Genomic DNA, 23,249 nt, shown 5'->3' with positions numbered 1-23,249 from the left:
GGTCGGCGCGTCTCCGCTGTCAGGGCTGCCGCGCGAGGATCCGGGTCATCGCCTGGCGCAGCTCGGCGTCGGGCTGTCGCGGCAGCTCCCGCGCGCGCCAGGCCACGAAACCGTCCGGCCGGACGAGCGACGCTCCCGTCGCCGTGACGCCGTACGCACCGGGAAAGCGGTTCTCGGCATCGGTGTACTCGGCGCCGATCCGGTGGGCGGCGAGATCGACGTCGAGCGCGGCGGCGACTGCCTTGGCAGCATCGGTCCACGCCGCACCGTCGGCACCGGCCAGCAGGGTGAAGCCGCCCGCGCACAGATCCACAGTGGACACGCGCCGGCCGGCCCTGGTCAGCCACAGGTGCGGCGCGCGCAGCCCCGGACGCCCACCGGCCGTGCGCGGGTCCTCGACCCGGTCCGCCGGCGAGGGGGTGTCGGCCAGCACGGCCGGCGAGTCGTACCGGTAGCCGAAGATCATGGCCATGTCGTCGACCCGCGTCGCCTCCTCCCCGGAGCCTTCCCGGCGGTCCTGCAGCAACTGCATCGCGGTTTCCATCGTGACCTGGGCGACCGGGCGCCGCTCGGCCTCGTAGGTGTCCAGCAACCCGGCGCCCGCCTGACCGCGCACCACTGCGGCGAGCTTCCACGCCAGGTTGTGCGCGTCCGCGATCCCGGTGTTCGCGCCGTAGGACCCGGACGGCGGCACGACGTGGGCCGCGTCGCCCGCGAAGAACACCCGCCCGGACCGGTACCGCTGGGCCACCCAGGCACCGATCCGCGTCGTCGTCACCTTCTGGGTCCACTCGGGAACCGGGGAGACCAGCTCGACCTCCAGGTCGGGGAGGCCGACGGCGAGCCGCGCGTACTCGGCGCACCTCTCCTCGGTGAAGTCCTCCGGCGTCTCGCCCTGCTCGGGCTGGTACGGGATCGCCAGCGCCCACCTGCCGTCCTCGTTCAGCGGGCTCAACGTCGCCCCCGGCCGAGGCTGGTCCAGATAGGCGAGCAGGAACCGGCGCTCGCGGCTCGCGGCGCTGAGATCGGCGTCGAAGATGAAGTTGACGACGTTGATGAAGACACCGGGGCCGTCCGCACCGACGCCGAGCCGGTTCCGGATGTGCGCACGGTTGCCGTCCGCCGCGATCAGGTAGCGGGCCCGGATCCGCTGCTCGTCCCCGCCGGCCACGTCCCGGACCACCGCGGTGACACCGTCGCCCTCTTCGGTGAACGACACCAGCTCGGTGCCGAAGCGCACGTCGGCCCCGCTGCTGTCGGCGGCCACGCGGATGACGCGCTCCAGCTCGTCCTGGTCGATCATCGCCCAGTCGGTCGGGCTCAGCCCCTCCGGCGGCCGGACCTGGGCGAGCAGGTCGGCGCGGAAGCGCTCCGGGCCGGTCAGCGTCTCCGCGCCGATCATCTCCGGGTAGTCGACCAGGAACGAGAGGTGCTCGCGGATGGTGCCCTCCAGACCGAGCGACCGGTAGATCTCCATCGATCGCGGGCTGAAGGCCCGGGCCTGGGGCAGGATCGCCGTCGACGGATGCCGTTCGACGAGGATCGGGCGGACACCCGCCCGCGCGAGGAAGACCGCCGCGGAGAGGCCGGTGATACCGCCTCCCACGATCAGCACGGGGGTCTCGTACTCCGTCGGTCCAGTCATCGAGGTGCCGCTCCTGTTCGTTGTCCAGTGTTCCACCCCATAATCAAACGATCGCATCACTGTGTCAACCATTTGAATGATTGAGTCCACCTGATGACTAGTCGAGAGGTCGTCGAGCAGGCGTCGAGCCGCGGTCGCGACGATGCCCGGGACCGCGCACCGCGCTTCGAGGAAGTGGTTGTGATGACCGAGTCCACCCCGTGCCCGATGCCGCTGGGCCGGAAGACCCCGCTGGACCCGCCGCCGGAGTACACCCGTCTCCGCGCGGAGTCCCCGGTCTGCCCGCTGGCGCTGCCCGACGGCAACACGGGGTGGCTGATCAGCGGTTTCGACGAGGTGACCGCCGCGCTCGTGCACCCCGCGGTGAGCGCTCAGCGCAAGTTCCAGACCAACGTGTCCGCGGTGACGCTGACCGCCGGGGAGTGGGAGGCATCCGGGTTCGGCACGTCGTTCATCGGCATGGACCCGCCCGAGCACACCCGCTACCGCCGCCTGCTCACCGGCCTCGCGGCTGAACCTCGGGTCGGCGAGCACCTGCCGGACCTCGGCGTGGGTGGTCACCAGCCAGACCGCGTGCCCGTTGGCGAGCCCGACCCTGGCGACCGGCGCTCGGCTCGCAGGGCGGCGTACTCCTCCGGCGGCCGTAGCGGGTGCTCGCCGGGGAACGGGAATCTCGGCAGTGCCTCGTGCGTCGGCAACACAGTCCCCTCGCTCTCGCCGGTGCTCCTGGTGTGTGCCAGGTTGGCTGGGTGGGCTCGAAACGGCCTAGAGCGCCAGATCGACGTCGTAGTCGCGGAGCCAGAGGTCGAGCTGGAGCACGAGCTCGATGTTCATCCGGCTGTGCCAGCCGAAGGCGATCTCGGAGGTGTCGGTGATCGCGCGCCGGGCAGCGCCGGCGTCGACCAGGGACAGCACGGGCGAGTCGGCGGCGAGCAGCCCGGACAGCTCGCGTTGCAGGGCCCGGGTGTAGGCGGGGTCCTGGGTGACCGGCCACGGGCTCTTCGCCCGCTGCAGGACCCGCTCGGGCAGACGCCCGGCCAGCGCGGCCCGCAGCAGGCTCTTCTCGCGGCCGTCGAAGGTCTTCATCGCCCACGGGACGTTGTAGAGGTACTGGACCAGGCGGTGGTCGCAGAACGGCACCCGCACCTCGAGCCCCGAGTCCATGCTGAGCCGGTCGTCCCGGTCGAGCAGCATCGGCAGCCACCGCGTCACCTGCAGGTAGCACAGCTCGCGCATCCGGTGGTCGAGCGCGCTCTCCCCGTCCGGGTGCGGCGCCTCCGCGCAGGCCTGCCGGTAGCTGTCGGCGTAGTGGCCGGCCATGTCGACCTTGTCGAGCAGGCCGGCGTCCAGCAGGCCGCGTCCCATCCCGGCGGGACGGCACGCCTCGTGCAGCTGCTCCATCGCCACCCACGGGAACGTCGGCGCCTGCGCGTACTCGTCCAGGTGCAGCCAGATGTAGCCACCGAACGTCTCGTCCGCGCCCTCACCGATGAGCGCCACCGTGTTGTGCTGCCGGATGCGCCGGAAGGTGCGGTGCAAGGACACGTCCATGTCCCCGTAGCTGGTGGCCATGTCCTGCGCGCGCACGGCGGCCAGCCGGGTCGCCGGGTCGGTGAGGTCGGCGGTGTTCAGGAGGATGTCCACGTGGTCGGATCCGACGCGCCGCACGACCTCGGCCGCGTACGGTGCGTCCGGTGCGCTGCGGGTGTCGTCCGCGCGGAAGTTGTCGTGGTAGCCCTCGAAACCCGTGGTGACCGTGCGCACCCGGCGGCCGCCCTGCTCGTCCAGGATGGCGGCGGCGACCGCGGTGAGCGCGCTGGAATCGAGCCCGCCGGACAGGGCGGTGCACAGGGGCACATCGGACACCAGTTCGCGGAGGACGATGTCGTCGAGCAGCGTCCGCACCGTGTCGATCGTGGTCCCCAGGTCGTCGGTGTGCGGCTCGGCCCGCAGCTCCCAGTACCGCTGCTCGCGAAGACCGCGACGGCTCACGACCAGGCTGTGGCCCGGTTTCAGCTCGCGCAGGTCGCGGAAGACCGACCGGCCCGGGGTCTTGGCGGTGGACAGCAGCTCACGCAGCCCCTCGCGATCGACCACCGGCCGGATCAGCGGGTTGGCCAGCAGCGCCTTGGGTTCGGATCCGAACAGCACGCCCGAGGGCAGGGGCGCGTAGAACAACGGCTTGATCCCGAGGCGGTCGCGGGCCAGGAACAGCTCCTCGCGCCGCGGATCCCAGACGGCGATGGCGAACATGCCCTCCAGGCGCCGCACGCAGTCCGCGCCCCATTCCCGGTACGCGCGCAACACGACCTCGGTGTCGCTGTCGGTGCGGAACTCGTGCCCGGCGCGGCGCAGTTCGTCGCGCAGTGCCCTGAAGTTGTAGACCTCGCCGCCGTAGGTGAGCACCGCGGAGGTGCGGCCGCCCTCCTCCGCCACCATCGGCTGCGCGCCGCCGGCGAGGTCGATCACGGCGAGCCGGGTGTGGCCGAGTGCGACGTGGCGGTCGAGCCAGAACCCCTCGGCGTCCGGGCCCCGGTTGCGCAACGCCCGCGTCATCGACTCGACCGTGGGGCGTGCGCTGGTCAGGTCCCGGGCGAAGTCCACCCAACCGGTGATGCCGCACATACGGCCTCCAGCGTGTCGCGGAAAGTCGGTCCACCGCATCGTCGGCAGCGGGCCTCGACGGGGACTCGACAGCTCCTCGACGCGCGGGAGCGGGGTGCGCCTACGCCGGGTCCAGCCCGATCAGCCGGGACACCAGTGCGAGCTGGTCGGCGTAGTGGTGGACGAACTCCGGTGACCGGGGGTCGACCCCGCACAGCCCCTCGACGACGTGCGGCAGCGTCGTGGTCGCCATCGCCGCGGCCATCAGCATGATCGTGAGGCAGGCCGGGTCGACCTCGGCGGGCAAGGCGCCGTTCTCCTGCAACGCGGCGATCTCGTCGACGCTGTGCTGCATCCTGGCCGAGCGCGGGGCGTGGTCGGGGTCGCTGTCGGGGCCGTCGTACTCCAGGCCGCTCCACGCCAGCAACCGCACCTCGTCCGGGTTGCTCAGCGCCTCCAGCACGTACCGGCGCAGCTGCTCGGGCAGCGGGGTGCCGGACGGCACCAGCTCGGCCTCCCGCTGCTGCCACCGCTCCGACATGGCCCGGTAGAGCCCTTCCTTGCCGTCGAAGTAGTACGAGATCAGCTGCTGGTTCACCCCGGCCCGGGCCGCGATCGCGCCGATCCGGGCGCCGGCGTACCCGTTCGCGGCGAACTCGGCCGCCGCCGCGTCCAGGATCAGCTTGCGGGTGCGTGCCGGATCGCGCTGCCGCTCCTGGGGGCTCGGTGATCGGCGGGGCTTCGGCTTCGGCGCAGACACGCCCGCGATCATACCTCCCGGCAGCACATTCAACCGGACGTCTAAGTGAATCAAGCAACTGGTTGACACCGCGCGGCGGCCGCGCTGACGATGAGTCTCGTGGAGAGACATCCGCTCAGGTGGTGGGGACTGGCCGTCACGGTGCTGGCCGTGCTCGTGGACATGGTGGACAACCAGATCGTCACGGTCGCGCTGCCGGCCATCCAGCGGCGGCTGGGCGCGGGCGCGCTGCAGTGGATCTCCGCCGGCTACGCGCTGGGATTCGCGCTCACGCTGATCACCGGCGGCCGGCTGGGTGACCGGTACGGCCGCAAGCGCCTGTTCCTGGTGGGGATGACCGTGTTCATCCTCGCCTCGACCGGCGCCGGCCTCGCCCCCGGTGCCGGGATCCGGACGGGCGCCGGGTTCGCCGCGGCCGCCGTGACCGCCATGGCCGTCGCGATCGGCGTGCTGGTGCTCGCGCTGCTGCTGACCGCCGCCCTGCCGCGTCCCCGGCGTGGAGCCCGTTTCGAGCCGCGCTCCACCGCGCGCGGCGAGCATGGTCGCCGTCCTTCGTCCCGGCCGTAGGAGGCCCGACCGTGCACCGGACACTGATCGTCGCCAAACTGAGGAATCCCGACACGCGCCCCATCGCGGAGACCTTCGCCGAGTCCGACGCGACCGAGCTGCCGCACCTGGTCGGCGTGACCCGGCGGACCCTGTTCAGCTTCCACGACCTCTACTTCCACCTGGTCGAGGCCGGGCAGGACATCTCGCCGAACCTGTACCGGGCCCGCAGCCACCCGCTCTACCAGGGCGCGCTCGATGATCCGGCGCAGGGCCGGCGGGCGGGACGAGCCCGGCGGCGGATCGAAGCCGGCGGCATACCCCGCGAGGGTCGCGTAACCGTCCGCGCCGCGTTCCTCGGCGGCGGCAGCGCTCTCGACGATGAGCATCGCTCCCCCCTCCCCCGGAAGGTAGCCGGATGCGTCGACGTCGAACGGCAGGTACGCCCGCGCAACATCATCCACAGTGGACAATCGTCCGCCGGCGAGCTGCGCGACCAGGCCGTACGGGCACAGCGAGGCGTCGGTGCCGCCGGTGACCACCAGGCGGGAGCCACGCCGCACCAGCCGCCGGGCCTGCCCGAGCGCGTCCAGGCCGCCCGCCTGCTCACCGCAGAACACACCGCACGGTCCGCGCATCCCGTGGCGGATCGACACCTGACCGGTGGTGGCCGCGTAGAACCACGCGATCGACTGGTACGCGCCGACCCACGAGGGACCCTTCTGGTACAGCCGCTCCATCTCGTGCTGACCGAACTCGGTGCCGCCGGACGAACTCGCGGTGACCACCGCCATCTCGTACTCCGGCAGATCGGCCGGGTTCACCGCGCCGTCGTCGAGCGCCGCCTCCACCGCCGCCAGTCCCAGATGGGTCCAGTGGTCGGTCTGCGGGATCAGCCTGCCGGGCAACCGCTCCGCGGCGACGAAGCCGGGCACCTGACCGGCCACCCGGACCGGGTACCCGGACGCGTCGAACCGGCTGATGCGGCTGATGCCCGACTTGCCTGCGAGCACCGCCTGCCAGTGCGGTTCGACGCCGATCCCGGTCGGCGCCACGACGCCGATGCCGGTCACCACCGGGGTGGCGGTGGCGGTTGTTCCGTTCATGCCGGCCCTTCCTGCCCTTGTCTGTCCGAAGTGGACGCGATCTCGCCGCGGCCCGCGGTCAGCCCGGCGACCAACGCGCGGCGACCCGCGACGAAGGCGAGCCCGCACGCGATCGCCACGACACCGAGTCCGAGGAAGTAGAGCCATTCCGGGATCACCGCGGCGAGCCGCACCAGGGCACTGCCCAGGCCCCCGCCGAGCCCGGCGAACAACCACAACATGCCGAGCGTGCGCCCGAGGAAGCCGGGCGGGAGCACATCGGCGGCGGCCGAGATGGTCACCGCGGCGATGATGATCTCGCCGCACGCGTGGGTGAAGTAGACGACGACCAGCCACAGCGGTGACACCCGGGTGCCCGGTTCGGTGAGTGCCATCGCGACCGCCATCACCAGGAACCCGGCTCCCACCAGCAGGAGCCCGGTGGCGAGCTTGACCGCGACGTGGTGACGGCCACCGAGCGCGGGCAACGCGACGGCGAGCACCGGCGCCAGCAGCAGCATCAGCAACGGTGTGGCGGCCTGCATCCAGCTCGCCGGGATCTCCACCCCGAGCACGTTCCGGTCCACGTGGTCCCGCGCGAACAGGTTCAGCAGGGACGCGGCGTGCGCGACGATCATCCAGAACAGCGTGGCGCCGAGGTACACGGCGAGGAACGCCCGCAGCCTGCGCCGGTCGTCGCCGTCGAGCGCCCGGTTCCGGTACAGCAGCACGTAGCCGACGATCGGCACGATCACGCTGAGCACACCGACCAGCGCGATGGCCTGCCCGGCGCCGAGCAGGCCGGCCAGCCCCAGCACGATCAGCGCCACCACGAGCACGACACCCGCGATGCCGTACCGCCGAACGACGTGCCGGCGCTCGTCCGGTGTCAGCGGGCGTCCGGGGCGCCGCCCGACGTCGCCGAAGGACCCGGCACTCGCGGTGAGCTGGACCGCGGTGACCAGCAGGACGAACGCCGCGACCGCGAACCCGAGGCTCCAGCTGACCCGCTCGCCCAGGTACCCGACCACGACGGGGGCCAGCAGCGCGGAGACCTGAGTCGCCAGGTACATCAGGGAGATGCCCCGTTCGCGGCCCGCGCTGCCGCCGAACATCAGGTTGATCATCGCCTGGTGGTTCGGCTTGTACACCGCCCCGCCGAGTCCGACCAGCGGCAGGCCGATCACGGCACCCCACCCCGCGGGCACGGCCAGGCACAGGTAGCCCACCACGTTGACCACGCAACCGGCGATGAGCGCTCGCCGGTTGCCCAGAACCCGGTCGCCGAGCCAGCCTCCCGCGAGGGAGAGCATGAACATGAAACCGATCCAGGCGCCGAACAGCGATGCGGCGTCGGCGGTACCCAGACCGAGACCGCCCTCGGCCTCCGGCGCGGAGGCGTACAGCACGAGCGTGGCCTGCAACCCGTAGAACCCGAAGCGCTCCAACGCATCACTGGTGAACAGCGTCCGGTACCAGCGGGGCATCCGGTGCAGCGAGACGGTGCCCGCCGCGCTCATCGCGGCGCACCCGGCGACGAAAGCCCGCAGGCGCGCGCGAGCACGCCGGTGAGCACGCCGCGCCGGTCCGGCACCGGTCCCGGCGCACGCCAGGCCACGAACGCGTCCGGACGCACCAGCACGGCACCCCGGTCGGTGACGCCGTAGGCGTGCGCCCAGTCCCGTCCGGCGCCGGTGAGGTCACCGCCGTCGCCGATCAGGTAGGTCCGAAGTGGAACGGACAGGGCCGTGGCCGCGTCCCGTGCGGCCCGCGCCCACTCCGCACCGCCGGTGCCCGTCAGGAGGACGAAGTCGTCCCAGAACAGGTCCGCGGCCGCGACGCGCTCGTCGTCCCGGTGGAACCAGACGTGCGGAGCGCGCGTGCCGGGTTGCCCGGTCAGCTCGAGTTTCGGGGTGAGCACGGGCGCGGCAGCGTCGCCGCCGGTGATGACGCCGGACTTGTACCGGTACCCGAGGGTGATGATGATGTCGTCCACCATCGCCGCCCGCGTCTTCTCGTCGGCGTGGCCGTGCCGGATCCGGTTGCGCACCATCGCCTGCTCCGCCATCGCCTCGCCGACCAGGCGCCGCTCGGCGTCGTAGCTGTCCAGCAGGGCCTCGCCAGCCCAGCCGCGCAGCACCGCGGCGAGCTTCCACGCGAGGTTGTGCGAGTCGTGGATCCCCGTGTTGGCCCCGAATCCGCCGGCGGGCGGGTGCAGGTGGGCGGCGTCCCCGGCGAGGAACACCCGGCCGCGCCGGAAGGTCTCGGCGACCAGTTGCGCGCCGTGCCACGGCACCTTGGCCACGATCTCGACCTTCATGTCGGCCTTGCCCGCGGCCGTCCGGACGATGCCGGCACACCGCTCGTCGGTGTAGTCCTCCGGCGTCTCCCCACGCTCCGGGTAGTACAGCGGCGCGGCCAGCCAGGGGTCGACGCCGTGCAGGCGGGACAGACCCATCAGCGTCCCGGGCGCGGCGGTGGCGTAGCACAGGATGAACTTGCGCCCCTTGAGCAGCTCCTCCAGTTCAGGGGCGCGGAAGTAGATGCTGAGCGCGTTGAAGACGGTTCCCCGGCCGGAACGGCGCAACCCGAGCACTTCGCGGGTCCGGCTGCTCGCCCCGTCGGCACCGATCAGGTAGTCGGCGAGCACGGTGGTCTGCTCACCGGTCCGCGTGTCCTGCACCACCGCGGTCACACCGTCGTCGTCCTGGCCGAACGACAGCAGGCGCGTGCGGAACCGGACGTCGGCGCCCGCGTCCCGGGCCAGTTCGACGAGCACCCGCTCGTACCGGTCCTGGCCGCAGCCCATCACCCGCTCCGGGCTGATGTCCGGCCCGTCCAGCGAAGGCTTTTCGAGAACCACGGCGTCGTCGATCTCGGCGAAGGTCCGCACCTGCAGGATGCCGCCCTCGAAGTAGGCGTGCGAGTCGCCCACCTCGAGCGACCTGATCGCGTCGCTCACCCCGGCGGCGCGGAAGAACTCCATGGTGCGGGCCTGAAGTCCGGGCGCCCGCGGCAGCTGGGAGGTCGCTTCCCGTTTCTCGACCAGCATCGTCGGCACACCGTGACGGCCGAGGAACAGCGCGCTGGACAACCCCACCGGCCCGCCGCCGACGATCAGCACGGGAACTCTCACGTGGTTCATGTAGGTCTTCCTCAGTTTCGGCCAAGAGACGACCTCAACTGAGTAGTGCGCGCCACTCGAAGTTCCCTGGCGTCCCGGGCAGGAAGAACCGCGACGTGCACGAACCAGGGGGCGCTGCCGACGGGCCGGCGTGGAAGAAGGGGGTGCGCGATACTGGGATCGAACCAGTGACCCCTACCGTGTCAAGGTAGTGCTCTCCCGCTGAGCTAATCGCGCGGAATGGACCCGGGTGGGTCTCGAGAGCGGACGACGGGATTCGAACCCGCGACCCTCACCTTGGCAAGGTGATGCGCTACCAGCTGCGCTACGTCCGCCTGCGCCGGGGATCCGGCGCGCTGGAGAAGACAATAACGGATCGCGAAAACGCGCTCGCAAGCACCCGGGGTGACCGGCCGGCACGGCCAGTCACCCCGGCCGTCAGCGGGCGGTGGCCTCCTCGGCGGCGCGCTCCGCCGCCTTTTCCGCTCGCCACTCCTCGTCCGTCTTGCCGCGGCGCCAGTAGCCCGAGATGGACAGCAGGTCCTTGCGCACACCACGCTCGCCGAGCAGGTACCGGCGCAGCTCCTTCACGAAACCGGCCTCGCCGTGGACGAAGGCCTGCACCGTGCCCGGGAGGAACTCCAGGGCACGCACCGCGGCCACCAGGTCGTCGCCCGCGGAGCGGTGCAGCCACCGGATCTGCGCGTCGCCCTTGGTGGCGAGCGGCTGTTCCTCCGAGGGGTCCGCCACCTCGATGAACACCTTCACCGGCACGCCCGCCGGCATCATCTCCAGCGCCACCGCGATCGCCGGCAGGGCGCTCTCGTCGCCGGCCAGCAGGTGCCAGTCCGCCTCCTCGCCGGGCGCGTAGGCCCCGCCCGGACCGAGCAGCAGCAGCTCGTCCGCCGCCGCCGCGGCCGCCGCCCACGGGCCGCCGAGCCCCTGGTCGCCGTGGTGCACGAAGTCCAGCGCCAGCTCCCCAGCGCGCGGGTCGTAGTAGCGCACGGTGTAGGTCCGCATCACCGGCCACTGCTCACGCGGCATCTCGGCGCGGATGACACCCATGTCGAACGGCTCCGGGTACTCCACACCCTCCTGCAGGAACAGCATCTTCACATACGCGTCGGCGAACTCGTTCGGCTGAAAACCGGCCAACCCGGGCCCACCGGCGACGATGCGGATCATGTGCGGTGTCAGCCGCTGGGTGCGCAGCACCCGCAACCGGACCGCCGGCCGGGACTTGCCTGCCATACGCCGCTCCTCACTCCGTCCACCACGTGTGCGGTTAGGCTACCCTAATCCGGCGGGAGTAACCGGCGATCTCGCGGCGCAGCCGCTCGGTGGGCCGACACCCTGCTCCGCGCGCCGGGTATCCAGGAACTCGCTCCGGTAATCACCGCATCCTCGCGCGCACCGGCCCCGTGTCCGGAGTGGACGGTCCTGCGGGATCCGGTTCAGCTGCCCACCGCGGACGTGGAGATCGCCTCCATCACCGCCTCCGCGCCCAGCTCCGTGCTCACCGTGAGCACCGTGCCGCCGTTGAGGAGCCGCCGCACCGTCTTGCCCGGCGGCAGCGGCGTCAACGCCTTGGTCGTGATGGGCACGGGCGCCCCGGCACTGGTCACTGTGATCTCGTAGCACCGCCCGTCCGTGCGCGCCGGCGTCTTCAGCGGCACCTCGGCCGGGCACAGCGTCAGGTACTCGGCCTCCGCGCCGCCGCTCCACTGCCGCACCGTCAGCCCCGCCGGCGCTCGCAGCGTGCGCAGCATCGAATGCACCGGCGTCGGCACGAGCCGGACCGACTTCACGATCTCCAGCAGTCCCGCTTCCGGAAACTGCCTGCTCCCCGTCACGACCGTGACCACCTTGCCGGGCTCGATCCGGAGCTGCGCCCGCGCCGCCCCACCGCTCAGGTACGTCACGGTGCCCGTCCCGGCGACGTCCGGTCCGGCCTCGGAGACGCTGATCTCCATGGTCGTGCCGTAGTACCCCTCGTAGCGACCGCTCGCCGAGCCGCCGGCGACGGTCCAGCTGCTCAGTTCGAGGCTGGGCGGCAGGTTGTCCACCGTGAAGGGCAACGCCGGCGCCGGCACCGGAAGGTCGGCCGCCCCGGCGGCGGCCTCGATCGACTCCGGCTCGCCGGAGGGGCGCAACAGGCTCATCCCGGCGCCGGCGTCGGCGATCACCACCGCCACCGCGGCCGCCGCGCCGGCCACGCGCCGCTGGGTGCGCCGGCGCCGGATCCGGCCGTGCGCCCCGGCGAGCACCGCGTCGGGATCGGGGGCGAGCGCTTCCCGCGTCTTCAGCGCTTCCCTCAGTTTCCGCATGTCGGACATGGTCAGGCCACCTCCATCTCGGCGCCCAGGCGGACCCGCAGCACGGACAGGCCGCGGGAGATGTGGCTGCGCACGGTTCCCACGGCGCAGCCCAGGACCGAGGCGATCTCGTCGTCGTCCCGGTCTTCGTAGAAGCGGAGCACGATGGCGGCCTGCTGCGACCGGCTCAGCCCCGACAGCAGCTCCTTCAGCTGCGCACCGTCGGCGATCCGGCCGGCCGGATCGGCGGCGTGCGGTTCGCGGAACCACGTGGGGTCCGCCACCGGCCGCACCGCCCGCTGGTACCAGCGGCGCCGCCACGACAGGTGCCCGTTGACGACCATCTTCCGCAGGTAGAGGTCCGGCCGGTCGGTCTCGGCGACCCGGGCCCACTTCTCGTGGGCCCGCACCAGCGCCTCCTGCACGAGGTCCTGCGCCAGGTCCGCGTCCCCGGTCAGGACCGCCGCGAACCGCACCAGCCCCGGCAGCTGCTCGCGGGCGAAGTCGTCGAAGTGCACGAACAGCAGATGCGCGCACCGCGCGTGCCGGTTGCACCCGGATCGCACTTTTTCCGGAATGCGATCCGGGTCACACCGCGACGGTTGGAGACCGGTCAATGCGCCGAGGTCACGCGCGACTGCTGTAGCGGAGCACGTCCCCGTCGTCGGAGACGCACGTGAACCCGGCCGCTTCCAGCACCCCCACCGACGCCGGGTTGGCGCGCTCGACCCGGGCCGACACGCTGCGCACCACCGGCGAGGTGAGGGCGAACCGGGTCAGCGCCGCCGTGGCCTCCACGGCGTAGCGGCGTCCGCGGCGGCTGGGCACGATGCCGTAGCCGATCTCCACGACGCCGTCCTCGGGCGGCCAGAACAGGCCGATCGACCCCACGACGAGCCCACTGGCCCGCTCGACGATCAGGTGGTGCCCGAACTCGGCGAGCCAGTCCGGGCGCTCGGCGAGCAGCCCGGCGATCACGACGTCACCCTCCGCGGGGAAGTCGGCGGCCCAGTCCGGCAGGCGGTCACCCGCGCGGACGGCGGCGGCCTCCGCCGAAGTCCACGGGCGCAGCAGCAGACGACCAGTGCTCAAGGACAAGGAAAACTCCTGGTGAGAGAAAACGGGCAGGCGAAGGACGGCCGCTGACAGCCATATTCCTCGACCTCCCGAAGTCACCAGGTACCGCGAAAAGCTAGCAGCGCCGCGACGATCGCCGCGAGCGGATACTTCAGGCCGCCAGGCGCCGCACCAGCTCGTCGGCCAGCAGGCGGCCGCGGAAGGTCAGCACGCAGCGCCCCTTGTCCGCGAAGGCGACGGCGTCCAGCAGCCCCTCCGCCACCGCCGTCTCGGCCTCGCGCACGCCGGCGGCGTCCAGCGCGGACAGCGGCAGCCCCTCGGCCAGCCGCAGCTCCAGCATGATCCGCTCGAACGCCTGTTCCTCGGGCGTGAGCACCTCGCGATCGGCCTCCGCCGACCCGCCGGAAGCCAGCGCCGCGGCGTAGCGCGCCGGGTGCTTCACGTTCCACCACCGCACGCCGCCGACGTGGCTGTGCGCGCCCGGCCCGGCGCCCCACCAGTCGCCGCCGCGCCAGTAGCCCAGGTTGTGCCGGCACGCGGCGGCTTCCGACGCCGCCCAGTTCGACACCTCGTACCAGGTCAGCCCCGCCGCCGACAGGACCGAATCGATCAGCTCGTAGTCCGCCGCCAGCACGTCCTCGTCCGGCGCGGGCAGCTCGCCCTTCCGCACGCGCCGGGCCAGCGCGGTGCCGTCCTCGACGATCAGCGAGTACGCCGACACGTGGTCCACCCCGGCCGCCAGCACCGCGTCGAGCGAGGCGCGCAGGTCGGCGGTCCGCTCCCCCGGCGTGCCGTAGATGACGTCGAGGTTCACGTGCTCGAACCCCGCGGCCCTGGCCTCCTGCGCGGCGGCCACCGGGCGGCCCGGCGTGTGGGTGCGGTCCAGGATCCGCAGCACGTGCGGGGCCGCCGACTGCATCCCCAGCGAGATGCGCGTGTACCCGGCCGCGCGAAGCCCGGAAAAGAACTCCGGCGAGGTCGACTCCGGGTTCGACTCCGTCGTGACCTCGGCATCGGGCGCCAGGCCGAACGCGTTCCGCACCGCGTCCAGCACGTCGGCCAGCCCGGACGCGCCCAGCAGCGACGGGGTGCCGCCGCCGACGAACACCGTCTCGGCCGCCGGCGCGTTCCCCAGCGCCCGCGCGCCCAGGTCCAGCTCGCGCCGCAGGCCCTCCAGCCACGACTCGGGCGAGGCGCTCGTGCCCAGCTCACCGGCGGTGTAGGTGTTGAAGTCGCAGTACCCGCAGCGGGTCGCGCAGAACGGCACGTGCACGTAGACGCCGAAGGGCCGCGTCCCCAGCCCGGCCAGCGCGTGCTCCGGCAGCGCGAAGGCCGCCGGGGCGGAAGTCTCACTCACGAGTCCAGTGTCCCTGATCCACTCCGCGCGCCAGTGTGCCGGAGATTTTTTCAGCGTGATGCGTATCCCAGCATGCGGTGCGGGCTGGACCACATCGTGAGCAGCGTGGCACGCTGTCGTGGTGACTTATGCCGGAGTGCTCCTCGTGGTGCGTCGCCACGTCGACTTCCGGCGTGTCGCCAGCGCCCTGTGCCGCGAGACGAACTGACGCCGCCACCGCCACCCAGCTAGGACCAGCGGGCGCCGTCACGCCGCGGACTGCCTACCCCCTCACCACGGGTTCGACCAGGGCATATCCGTGCGCGCGGCGCCTTCGCGAAAGCCCCGGAAGGACTCGAACATGGCTTCGCCGACGCGCGACAACCCTGCCGCCGCCCGAACCCCGCGCGCCCGGCAGCGTCGTGGTGAGGGCCAGTGGGCCCTCGGCTACCGCGAGCCGCTGAACCCGAACGAGCGCTCGAAGAAGGACGACCACCCGCTCAACGTTCGATCGCGGATCGAAAACATCTACGCGCGGGGCGGCTTCGACTCGATCGATCCGGGCGACCTGCGTGGCCGGTTCCGCTGGTACGGCCTCTACACGCAGCGCAAGCCCGGGATCGACGGCGGCCGCACCGCGACGCTGGAGCCGGAGGAGCTGGACGACGAGTACTTCATGCTCCGCGTCCGCATCGACGGCGGCGACCTGACCACCGAGCAGCTCGCGCTGATCGGGGAGATCTCGCAGACCTACGCCCGCGACACCGCCGACATCACCGACCGGCAGAACATCCAGTACCACTGGATCCGGATCGAGGACATGCCCACGATCTGGGAGAAGCTCGAAGGCGCCGGCCTCACCACCATGACCGCGTGTGGCGACAGCCCGCGGGTCATCCTCAACTCCCCCGTCGCCGGGATCGCCGCGGACGAGGTCATCGACGGCACCCCGGCCGTGGACGAGATCAAGCGCCGCTACCTGGGCAAGCCGGAGTACGCGAACCTGCCGCGCAAGTTCAAGACCGCGGTGTCCGGGCTGCCGGACGTGGCCCACGAGATCCACGACGTCGCGTTCGTCGGCGTCGTGCACCCCGAGCACGGTCCCGGGTTCGACGTGTGGGTCGGCGGCGGCCTGTCGACCAACCCGATGATCGGCCAGCGGCTGGGTGCGTGGGTGCCGCGCGACGAGGTCCCCGAGGTCTGGGAGGGCGTGATCAGCGTCTTCCGCGACTACGGCTACCGGCGCCTGCGCTCGCGCGCCCGGATCAAGTTCCTGGTCAAGGACTGGGGCGCCGAGAAGTTCCGCCAGGTGCTGGAGGACGAGTACCTGAAGCGGAAGCTGATCGACGGCCCCGCGCCCGAGGTGCCCGCGGTGCAGCACGACCACGTCGGCGTGCACAGGCAGAAGGACGGCAAGTTCTACGTCGGCGCCGCGCCGATCGGCGGCCGCGTGTCCGGCTCGACCCTGATCAAGGTGGCGAAGGCCGCCGAGCGCGCCGGGTCGAACCGGGTGCGGCTCACCCCGCTGCAGAAGCTGCTGGTGCTCGACGTCGCCGAGGAGGACGTGCCGGGCCTGCAGGCGGAGCTGGCCGAGCTCGGCCTGCCCACGCAGCCGAGCCCGTGGCGCCGCGGCGTGATGGCCTGTACCGGCATCGAGTTCTGCAAGCTCGCGATCGTGGAGACCAAGCAGCGCGCCAAGGAGCTGGTGACCGCGCTGGAGGAGCGGCTGGCCGACATCCAGGACCAGGTGGAGAACCCGGTCACGGTGCACATCAACGGCTGCCCGAACTCGTGTGCGCGCATCCAGACCGCGGACATCGGCCTCAAGGGCCAGATCGTGACCGACGACGACGGCAACCAGGTCGAGGGCTTCCAGGTGCACCTGGGCGGCGGGCTGGGCCTGGACGCCGGGTTCGGCCGGAAGCTGCGCGGCCACAAGGTGACCGGCGACGAGCTGATCGGCTACGTCGAGCGGGTCGTGCGCAACTACCTGGGTCAGCGGGAAGAGGGCGAGCGCTTCCCGCAGTGGGTGGCCCGCGCCGACGAGGCCGATCTCCGATGAGTGAGCGGGCGACCCCGTTCCACTGCCCGTACTGCGGGGACGAGGACCTGCGTCCCGAGGAAGAGGGGGCTTGGCTCTGCGGCGCCTGCCGCCGCGTTTTCACCGTCAAGTTCATCGGGCTGCGCTTTCCGGAAGGAGCGAGCAAGTGACCACCGCGACGAGGACCGAAGAACTGAAGGCACTGGCGGAGAAGGCGTCCGCCGAGCTGGCCGACGCGACCGCGCTGGAGGCCCTGCGCTGGACCGCGGAGACCTTCGGCGACGACTTCATCGTCGCCTCCAACATGCAGGACGCGGTGCTCATCGACCTCGCCACCAAGGTGAAGTCCGATGTGGACGTCCTGTTCCTGGAGACCGGCTACCACTTCGCCGAGACGATCGGCACCCGGGACGCGGTCGCGACCGTGTACCCGGACGTGACGATCGTCAACGCGGCCGCCGAGCAGACCGTGGCGCAGCAGGACGCCGAGTACGGGCCGAAGCTGCACGAGCGGGATCCGAACCTGTGCTGCCACCTGCGCAAGGTGGTGCCGCTGCGCAAGACGCTGTCGAACTACTCCGCGTGGGTCACCGGCGTGCGCCGGGTGGACGCCCCGACCCGGGCGAACACCCCGATCGTCACCTGGGACGACCGCAACGGCCTGGTCAAGGTCAACCCGATCGCGCCGTGGACCGACGAGGAGTTCAACGCCTACATCGACGAGCACGGCATCCTGCAGAACCCGCTGGTGGGCGAGGGGTACCTGTCGATCGGCTGCGCCCCGTGCACCGCGAAGGTGGCGCCGGGCGCCGATCCGCGCAGCGGCCGCTGGGCCGGCAAGTCCAAGACCGAGTGCGGCCTGCACGCGTAGGGAGAGGGAAGTGACCACAGCCGCGACCGACGCAGCGACCGACAACCTCGCTGCTCTGGAATCCGAGGCCATCCACATCTTCCGGGAGGTGGCCGGCGAGTTCGACCGACCGGTGATCCTGTTCTCCGGCGGCAAGGACTCGACCCTGCTGCTGCACCTGGCGATCAAGGCGTTCTGGCCGGCGCCGGTGCCGTTCCCGCTGCTGCACGTGGACACCGGGCACAACTTCGACGAGGTCATCGCGTTCCGCGACGCCGTCGTGGAGAAGTACGGCCTGCGGCTGATCGTCGCGAACGTGCAGGACTGGATCGACGACGGCCGCCTGACCGAACGTCCCGACGGCACCCGCAACCCGCTGCAGACGCAACCGCTGCTGGACACCATCGCCGAGCACAAGTTCGACGCGGTGTTCGGCGGCGGGCGCCGCGACGAGGAGCGCGCGCGGGCCAAGGAGCGCATCTTCAGCCTGCGCAACGCGTTCGGGCAGTGGGACCCGCGCCGTCAGCGTCCCGAATTGTGGAACCTCTACAACGGACGGCACCGTCCGGGGGAACATGTGCGGGTGTTCCCGCTCTCCAACTGGACCGAAGCCGATGTGTGGAACTACATCGCGCGCGAGAAGGTGGAGCTGCCCTCGATCTACTACGCCCACCAGCGCAAGGTCTACCAGCGCGACGGCATGTGGCTGACCGAGGGACCGTGGGGCGGTCCGCGTGACGGCGAAGAGGTCAAGGAGCTGACGGTGCGCTACCGCACGGTCGGTGACGGCTCCTGCACCGGCGCCGTGGAGTCGACGGCGTCGACCGTCGAAGAAGTGATCGCCGAGGTGATGGCGAGCCGGCTCACCGAGCGCGGCGCCACCCGGGCCGACGACCGCCTGTCGGAGGCCGCCATGGAGGACCGCAAGCGGGAGGGGTACTTCTGATGAGCTCGTTGCTGCGGCTCGCCACCGCCGGGAGCGTCGACGACGGCAAGTCGACGCTCGTCGGCCGTCTGCTCTACGACACCAAGTCGGTCCTGGCCGACCAGCTGGACGCGGTCACCCGCGCCAGCGTCGACCGCGGTCTGTCCACTCCGGACCTGTCGCTGCTGGTCGACGGCCTGCGCTCGGAGCGTGAGCAGGGCATCACGATCGACGTCGCCTACCGCTACTTCGCCACGCCGAAGCGGTCGTTCGTGCTCGCCGACACCCCGGGCCACGTGCAGTACACCCGCAACACCGTCACCGGCGCCTCCACGGCGCAGCTGGCCGTGCTGCTGGTCGACGCGCGCAAGGGCGTGATCGAGCAGACCCGCCGCCACGCCGCGGTGCTCGCGCTGCTCGGCGTGCCGCGCCTGGTGCTCGCGGTGAACAAGATCGACCTGGTGGACTACGACGAGGAGACCTTCCGGGTCATCGCGAAGGAGTTCACCGACCACGCCACGTCGCTGGGCTACGCCGAGGGATCGGTGCTGGCGATCCCGGTGTCCGCCCTGGTGGGCGACAACGTGGTGGAGCGCTCGGCGCACACCCCGTGGTACTCCGGCCCGACGCTGCTGGAGCACCTGGAGACCGTGCCGGTCGCGCCGGACCCGCACGACGCCCCGTTCCGCTTCCCGGTGCAGTACGTGATCCGGCCGCGCACGCCCGAGTACCCGGACTACCGCGGCTACGCGGGCCAGGTCGCGGCGGGCACGGTGCGGCCGGGCGACGAGGTCGTGGTCCTGCCCGCCGGCCTGCGCACGACGGTCGAGCGGATCGACACGCCGGACGGTGCGCTGACCGAGGCCGCCGCCGGCCGCTCGGTGACGCTGGTGCTGGCCGACGACCTGGACATCGCGCGCGGCGACGTGATCGCGGCCGCCGCGACCGCCCCGGTGCCCACCGGCGAGCTGGACGCGACGCTGGCCTGGCTGTCGGAGAAGCCGCTGCGCCCGGGCGCCCGCGTGCTGGTCAAGCACGGCGCGCGCACGGTGCAGGCGTTCGTGGACGAGCTGGTCTCCCGCTTCGACGAGCAGAAGCTGTCCACCGTGGACTACCCGGAGACGCTGCAGCTCAACGAGATCGGCCGCGCGAAGGTCCGCGTCGCGGAACCGCTGCCGGTCGACGAGTACGAGGTGAGCCGGCGTACCGGCGCCTTCCTGGTGATCGACCCGGCCGACGGCACCACGCTGGCGGCCGGGATGGTCGGTGCGCCGCTTCCCGTGCTGCGCAGCGACCGGGACGTGGTCTCCCCCGGCCCGTAACTCCCCATCCCCCAACCGAAAGGTCCGCCCGTGAAAACTCGCGTTCTGGCTCTGGCAGCAGCAGCGTTGTCGGTATTGGCCGTGGTGAGCGGGTGTACGCGGGCGGACCGTTCGGACGAGTCCGCGAACGCGACGGACCAGGGTCCGGCCGCCGAGGTGCGCCTGGGGTACTTCCCGAACGTCACGCACGCCTCGGCGCTGATCGGGCTGGACCAGAACCTGTTCGCCCAGCGACTCGGCGGCACCAAGCTGGTCCCGACGAAGTTCAACGCCGGCCCCGAAGAGGTCAACGCGCTGCTGGGCGGGTCGCTGGACATCGGGTTCATCGGCTCCGGCCCGGCGATCAACGCCTACGCCCAGTCCGCGGGCGAGGCCGTGCGGCTGATCGCGGGCGCCACCTCGGGCGGCGCGCAGCTGGTCGTCAAGCCGGAGATCAACACACCGCAGGACCTGCGGGGCAAGACCGTGGCCTCGCCGCAGCTGGGCAACACGCAGGACGTCTCGCTGAAGAAGTGGATCTCCGACCAGAAGCTGACCGACGTCAAGGTGCAGAACATCGACAACGCCCTGACGCTCGACCAGTTCAAGTCCGGCGCGATCCAGGGCGCGTGGCTGCCCGAGCCGTGGGCGTCCCGCCTGGTGCTGGAGGCCGGCGCGAAGGTCCTGGTCGACGAGAAGGACCTGTGGCCGGGCGGGCAGTTCCCGGCCACCGTGCTGATCGTGCGCACCCAGTTCCTCAAGGAGCACCCGGCGACCGTCACCGCGATCCTGCAGGGCCTGCTCGACGCGAACGAACTCGCCGCGGCCGATCCGGCCAAGGCGAAGACCGCGGTGAACAACCAGCTGCAGCAGCTCACCGGCAAGGCGCTGGCGCCCGGCACGCTCGACCGCGCGTGGCAGGGCATCCAGCTCACCACCGACCCGCTGGCCGGGCAGTTCCCGCAGCTGGCCCAGGACCAGGTGACCGCCGGCGTCAAGAACAAGGCCCCGGACGTCGCCGGGTTCGCCGATCTGACCCTGCTCAACACCGTGCTCGCCCAGGCCGGGAAGCCGGCCGTCAGCGCGTCCGGCCTGGACAAGAAGTAGGAGGTTGGTCATGACCGCCACGCTGGGACGTCCGCCGGTGGAGCCCGCGACCGGGCACGCCGTGCGGCTGTCCGGGGTGCACAAGAGCTTCGGGCAGGGCCGCGACGCCGTGACCGCGCTCGCCGGGGTCGACCTCGATGTCGCGCCGGGGGAGTTCGTCTGCCTGCTCGGCGCCTCGGGCTGCGGCAAGACCACCCTGCTGAACCTGATCGCGAACCTGGACCGGCCGACCGCGGGCGAGATCGAGCTGACGACGTCCCGGCCGGCGGTGATGTTCCAGGAGGCGGCGCTCATGCCGTGGCTGACCGCCGCGGCGAACGTCGAGCTGCCGCTGAAGCTGGCCGGCATGGGCCGTGCCGAGCGCCGGACCCGCACCGGCGAGCTGCTGGAGCTGGTGCGGCTGTCCGGGGCCGGCGCCAAGCGGCCGCACGAGCTGTCCGGTGGCATGCGCCAGCGCGTGGCACTGGCCCGCGCGCTGGCCTCGGCCACCTACACCGAGGACGGCGAGGAACGGCCGTCGCTGCTGCTGATGGACGAGCCGTTCTCCGCGCTGGACGCCATCACCCGCGACGTGCTGCAGGCCGAACTGCTGCGCATCTGGGAGGCGACCGGCAGCGCGGTGGTGTTCGTGACCCACGACGTGCGCGAGGCGGTGCGGCTGGGGCAGCGGGTGGTGCTGCTGTCGTCGCGGCCGGGCAAGGTCGTGCAGCAGTGGCGCGTCGACGGGCTGGCCGGGCAAGACGAGGTCAACGCGGTGGACGTCATCAACCGCCGCCTGCGCGAGGTGATCAGCAGCCATGCCGCCGCTTGAGGGCTCGACCGCCGAACCGGACGCCGCGGCGGTCGAAGCGGGTCTGGACGCCCTCGACACGCCCGTCCAGCCGCCCGCGAAGAAGGGCGGCTGGGGCCGGTTCGTGCGCTCGGTGCTGCCGCCGGTCGCGTTCCTGGTCCTGGTGATCGCGATCTGGCAGGCGCTGTGGGCGGCCGCGTTCTGGCCGGAGTACCAGCTGCCCGCGCCGCTTGCGGTGTGGAGCGAGCTGTGGGGCCGGTTCACCAGCGGGGACGCGTTCGGGTTCGTGTGGACGTCGGTGCACCGCGCGGTGCTCGGGTTCCTGGTCGCCATCGTGATCGCCACGCCGCTCGGGCTGCTGGTCGCGAAGGTCAAGCTGGTGCGGGCCGGGATCGGGCCGTTCCTGTCCGGCCTGCAGAGCCTGCCGTCGGTGGCCTGGGTGCCGGCGGCGGTGCTGTGGTTCGGTGTCGAGCCGGCCGCGATGTACGTGGTGCTGCTGCTGGGCAGCGTGCCGTCGATCGCGAACGGCCTGGTGGCCGGCATCGACCAGATCCCGCCGATCCTGCCGCGCGTGGGCAAGGTGCTCGGCGCGGGACGGCTGGCGACGGCTCGGCACATCCTGCTGCCCGCGGCGCTGCCGGGCTATCTGGCCGGGTTGAAGCAGGGCTGGGCGTTCTCGTGGCGGTCGCTGATGGCGGCGGAGATCATCGCGACGTCGCCGTTGCTGGGCAAGGGCCTCGGCGCCTACCTCGACGACGGCCGGTTCCTCAACGACATGTCGACCGTGATCGCGGCGATCTTCCTGATCCTGCTGGTCGGCGTCGGGATCGAGCTGCTGGTGTTCCGGCCGCTGGAGCGGGCCGTGCTGCGGGCGCGCGGGCTGGGGTCGCTGTGATCCCGCTGGTCGCCGTCGCGCACGGGAGCCGGGACCCGCGGTCCGCGGCGACCGTGCGGGCGCTGGTGGACCGCGTCGCCGCCGCGGCGCCCGAGGTGGACGTGCGGGTGTCGTTCCTGGACCTGTCGGCGCCGCTGGTGACGGACGTGCTGCGGGACCTGGTGCGGTCCGGCCACCGGTCGGCGGTCGTGGTGCCGTTGCTGCTGGGCAGTGCCTTTCACGCGCGGGTCGACCTGCCGGCGCTGGTGGCGGAGGTGCCGGGGCTGCGGGTGACGATCGCGGACGTGCTGGGGGCGGACCTGGAGGCGGTGGCGTTCGACCGGCTGGCTTCGGTGGCGGATGTCGCGGATCCCGGTCTGGGCGTGGTGCTGGCGGCGGTCGGTTCATCGCGCCCCGCGGCGAACGAGGCGGTGTCGGCGCTGGCCCGCCGATGGCAGTCCCGGCACGGTTTCCGCGCCGTGGCGGCGTTCGCGAGCGCCGCGAAGCCGGACGTGCCGGCCGCGGTGGCGAAGCTGCGGGCCCGGGGCGCGTCGCTGATCGCGGTGGCGTCGTGGTTCCTCGCGCCGGGCCTGTTGCCCGACCGCATCTCGCGGCTGGCGCTGGAGGCCGCCCCTTCGGCGGCGGTGGCCGCTCCGCTGGCTGACGACCCGCGGGTGGCGGAGCTGGTGCTGCAGCGGTACGCCGCCGCCCTGTCCGGAGCAGTCCGCACCGCCTGACTCGCGGCTCCGGCGCTCGCCCGGCAGTGCCATCCGGCCGCCCGGACCCGTAACGTGGGTGGGGTGAAGATCCGGATCGGGGTGGGGCTCGGGGCGGACATGCCGCCCGCGCGGCTCCCGGCAGTGGTGGAC

At 72.0% G+C, this 23,249-nt stretch carries 21 protein-coding genes, 2 tRNA genes and 2 pseudogenes; 12 read left to right on the top strand and 13 right to left on the bottom strand.

The features are described 5' to 3' along the window. Positions 1-19: 19 nt before the first annotated feature. From D0D28_RS31730 to D0D28_RS31720, 3 genes are all read right to left on the bottom strand, one after another. The gene (locus D0D28_RS31730) at positions 20-1,645 is read right to left on the bottom strand and encodes an FAD-dependent oxidoreductase (RefSeq protein ID WP_116114756.1); all 1,626 of its coding nucleotides are present in this window, start codon (positions 1,643-1,645) and stop codon (positions 20-22) included. Between the two features lie 765 nt (positions 1,646-2,410). Then, positions 2,411-4,270 (bottom strand): asparagine synthase (glutamine-hydrolyzing), encoded by a 1,860-nt coding sequence (gene asnB, locus D0D28_RS31725; RefSeq protein ID WP_116114754.1) that lies wholly within the window; start codon positions 4,268-4,270, stop codon positions 2,411-2,413. A 100-nt stretch (positions 4,271-4,370) separates the two neighbouring features. Then, positions 4,371-5,009, bottom strand: coding sequence for a TetR family transcriptional regulator (locus D0D28_RS31720; RefSeq protein WP_233157530.1), 639 nt, complete (start codon positions 5,007-5,009; stop codon positions 4,371-4,373). 99 nt (positions 5,010-5,108) lie between these two features. Between D0D28_RS31720 and D0D28_RS31715 the strand changes: the two genes are divergently transcribed. Beyond that, complete coding sequence (locus D0D28_RS31715; protein ID WP_205413412.1) at positions 5,109-5,576, top strand: MFS transporter; 468 nt, start codon at positions 5,109-5,111, stop codon at positions 5,574-5,576. An 11-nt stretch (positions 5,577-5,587) separates the two neighbouring features. Beyond that, positions 5,588-5,746, top strand: a pseudogene (locus D0D28_RS37155) (TcmI family type II polyketide cyclase); the annotation flags it as partial. Positions 5,747-5,980: 234 nt separating this feature from the next. Here D0D28_RS37155 and D0D28_RS37150 read toward each other — a convergent pair. From D0D28_RS37150 to hemW, 10 genes and pseudogenes are all read right to left on the bottom strand, one after another. Next, a pseudogene (locus tag D0D28_RS37150) lies at positions 5,981-6,661 on the bottom strand (beta-ketoacyl synthase N-terminal-like domain-containing protein); the annotation flags it as partial. Continuing rightward, positions 6,658-8,160 carry a peptide MFS transporter gene (locus D0D28_RS37145; protein WP_116114747.1) on the bottom strand — a complete coding sequence of 501 codons (1,503 nt, stop codon included), beginning with the start codon at positions 8,158-8,160 and terminating at the stop codon, positions 6,658-6,660. The gene D0D28_RS37145 and the pseudogene D0D28_RS37150, both read right to left, overlap by 4 nt. Then, the gene (locus tag D0D28_RS31695; protein ID WP_116114746.1) at positions 8,157-9,785 is read right to left on the bottom strand and encodes an FAD-dependent monooxygenase; all 1,629 of its coding nucleotides are present in this window, start codon (positions 9,783-9,785) and stop codon (positions 8,157-8,159) included. The genes D0D28_RS37145 and D0D28_RS31695 overlap by 4 nt, the downstream gene beginning before the upstream one ends. A gap of 144 nt (positions 9,786-9,929) precedes the next feature. Further along, a tRNA-Val gene (locus D0D28_RS31690) sits at positions 9,930-10,001 on the bottom strand. A 25-nt stretch (positions 10,002-10,026) separates the two neighbouring features. Continuing rightward, positions 10,027-10,099 (bottom strand) — tRNA-Gly (locus D0D28_RS31685). Positions 10,100-10,202: 103 nt separating this feature from the next. Further along, positions 10,203-11,015 carry a siderophore-interacting protein gene (locus D0D28_RS31680; RefSeq protein ID WP_116114744.1) on the bottom strand — a complete coding sequence of 271 codons (813 nt, stop codon included), beginning with the start codon at positions 11,013-11,015 and terminating at the stop codon, positions 10,203-10,205. Positions 11,016-11,218: 203 nt separating this feature from the next. Then, the gene (locus D0D28_RS31675; RefSeq protein ID WP_162831251.1) at positions 11,219-12,091 is read right to left on the bottom strand and encodes a hypothetical protein; all 873 of its coding nucleotides are present in this window, start codon (positions 12,089-12,091) and stop codon (positions 11,219-11,221) included. A gap of 11 nt (positions 12,092-12,102) precedes the next feature. Continuing rightward, positions 12,103-12,597, bottom strand: coding sequence for a SigE family RNA polymerase sigma factor (locus tag D0D28_RS31670; RefSeq protein WP_094008831.1), 495 nt, complete (start codon positions 12,595-12,597; stop codon positions 12,103-12,105). A gap of 109 nt (positions 12,598-12,706) precedes the next feature. Then, positions 12,707-13,171, bottom strand: a complete 465-nt coding sequence (locus tag D0D28_RS31665) for a GNAT family N-acetyltransferase (protein WP_094008792.1) — start codon at positions 13,169-13,171, stop codon at positions 12,707-12,709. Positions 13,172-13,307: 136 nt separating this feature from the next. Next, positions 13,308-14,513 carry a radical SAM family heme chaperone HemW gene (hemW, locus tag D0D28_RS31660; RefSeq protein WP_205413410.1) on the bottom strand — a complete coding sequence of 402 codons (1,206 nt, stop codon included), beginning with the start codon at positions 14,511-14,513 and terminating at the stop codon, positions 13,308-13,310. A gap of 118 nt (positions 14,514-14,631) precedes the next feature. Between hemW and D0D28_RS37745 the strand changes: the two genes are divergently transcribed. The 10 genes from D0D28_RS37745 to D0D28_RS31615 all read left to right on the top strand — a co-directional run bounded on the left by D0D28_RS37745 (position 14,632) and on the right by D0D28_RS31615 (position 23,117). Next, positions 14,632-14,721, top strand: coding sequence for a putative leader peptide (locus D0D28_RS37745; RefSeq protein WP_429727754.1), 90 nt, complete (start codon positions 14,632-14,634; stop codon positions 14,719-14,721). Positions 14,722-14,853: 132 nt separating this feature from the next. Next, positions 14,854-16,554 (top strand): nitrite/sulfite reductase, encoded by a 1,701-nt coding sequence (locus D0D28_RS31655; protein WP_094008791.1) that lies wholly within the window; start codon positions 14,854-14,856, stop codon positions 16,552-16,554. Further along, on the top strand, positions 16,551-16,703 hold the full coding sequence (locus tag D0D28_RS31650; protein WP_094008790.1) for an Insertion element protein: 153 nt from the start codon (positions 16,551-16,553) through the stop codon (positions 16,701-16,703). Before D0D28_RS31655 ends, D0D28_RS31650 begins: the two co-directional genes overlap by 4 nt. Further along, complete coding sequence (locus D0D28_RS31645) at positions 16,700-17,404, top strand: phosphoadenylyl-sulfate reductase (protein ID WP_094008789.1); 705 nt, start codon at positions 16,700-16,702, stop codon at positions 17,402-17,404. The genes D0D28_RS31650 and D0D28_RS31645 overlap by 4 nt, the downstream gene beginning before the upstream one ends. Before the next feature lie 10 nt (positions 17,405-17,414). Then, the gene (gene cysD, locus D0D28_RS31640; protein ID WP_094008788.1) at positions 17,415-18,329 is read left to right on the top strand and encodes a sulfate adenylyltransferase subunit CysD; all 915 of its coding nucleotides are present in this window, start codon (positions 17,415-17,417) and stop codon (positions 18,327-18,329) included. Beyond that, positions 18,329-19,630: a sulfate adenylyltransferase subunit 1 gene (locus tag D0D28_RS31635; RefSeq protein WP_116114740.1), complete on the top strand. Its 1,302-nt coding sequence runs from the start codon at positions 18,329-18,331 to the stop codon at positions 19,628-19,630. The genes cysD and D0D28_RS31635 overlap by 1 nt, the downstream gene beginning before the upstream one ends. Before the next feature lie 81 nt (positions 19,631-19,711). Then, the gene (locus D0D28_RS31630) at positions 19,712-20,716 is read left to right on the top strand and encodes an ABC transporter substrate-binding protein (protein ID WP_094008829.1); all 1,005 of its coding nucleotides are present in this window, start codon (positions 19,712-19,714) and stop codon (positions 20,714-20,716) included. 10 nt (positions 20,717-20,726) lie between these two features. Beyond that, the gene (locus D0D28_RS31625; RefSeq protein ID WP_094008786.1) at positions 20,727-21,527 is read left to right on the top strand and encodes an ABC transporter ATP-binding protein; all 801 of its coding nucleotides are present in this window, start codon (positions 20,727-20,729) and stop codon (positions 21,525-21,527) included. Next, complete coding sequence (locus D0D28_RS31620; RefSeq protein WP_116114738.1) at positions 21,514-22,401, top strand: ABC transporter permease; 888 nt, start codon at positions 21,514-21,516, stop codon at positions 22,399-22,401. Before D0D28_RS31625 ends, D0D28_RS31620 begins: the two co-directional genes overlap by 14 nt. Beyond that, positions 22,398-23,117 carry a sirohydrochlorin chelatase gene (locus D0D28_RS31615; protein WP_116114736.1) on the top strand — a complete coding sequence of 240 codons (720 nt, stop codon included), beginning with the start codon at positions 22,398-22,400 and terminating at the stop codon, positions 23,115-23,117. Before D0D28_RS31620 ends, D0D28_RS31615 begins: the two co-directional genes overlap by 4 nt. Positions 23,118-23,249: the final 132 nt, after the last annotated feature.

This window comes from Amycolatopsis ruanii (assembly GCF_003385175.1).
GTDB classification, from domain to species: Bacteria; Actinomycetota; Actinomycetes; order Mycobacteriales; family Pseudonocardiaceae; genus Amycolatopsis_E; species Amycolatopsis_E thermalba.
Note: the sequence above shows the minus strand (reverse complement) of the source record. Positions and strands in the feature narration are given on the sequence as shown.

Coding starts and splice junctions, on each gene's coding strand:
- D0D28_RS31730 (WP_116114756.1), bottom strand. CDS start 1,645: ATGACTGGACCGACGGAGTACGAGACCCCCGTGCTGATCGTGGGAGGC.
- asnB (WP_116114754.1), bottom strand. CDS start 4,270: ATGTGCGGCATCACCGGTTGGGTGGACTTCGCCCGGGACCTGACCAGC.
- D0D28_RS37145 (WP_116114747.1), bottom strand. CDS start 8,160: ATGAGCGCGGCGGGCACCGTCTCGCTGCACCGGATGCCCCGCTGGTAC.
- D0D28_RS31695 (WP_116114746.1), bottom strand. CDS start 9,785: ATGAACCACGTGAGAGTTCCCGTGCTGATCGTCGGCGGCGGGCCGGTG.
- D0D28_RS31680 (WP_116114744.1), bottom strand. CDS start 11,015: ATGGCAGGCAAGTCCCGGCCGGCGGTCCGGTTGCGGGTGCTGCGCACC.
- D0D28_RS31675 (WP_162831251.1), bottom strand. CDS start 12,091: ATGCGGAAACTGAGGGAAGCGCTGAAGACGCGGGAAGCGCTCGCCCCC.
- D0D28_RS31655 (WP_094008791.1), top strand. CDS start 14,854: ATGGCTTCGCCGACGCGCGACAACCCTGCCGCCGCCCGAACCCCGCGC.
- D0D28_RS31650 (WP_094008790.1), top strand. CDS start 16,551: ATGAGTGAGCGGGCGACCCCGTTCCACTGCCCGTACTGCGGGGACGAG.
- D0D28_RS31635 (WP_116114740.1), top strand. CDS start 18,329: ATGAGCTCGTTGCTGCGGCTCGCCACCGCCGGGAGCGTCGACGACGGC.
- D0D28_RS31625 (WP_094008786.1), top strand. CDS start 20,727: ATGACCGCCACGCTGGGACGTCCGCCGGTGGAGCCCGCGACCGGGCAC.
- D0D28_RS31620 (WP_116114738.1), top strand. CDS start 21,514: ATGCCGCCGCTTGAGGGCTCGACCGCCGAACCGGACGCCGCGGCGGTC.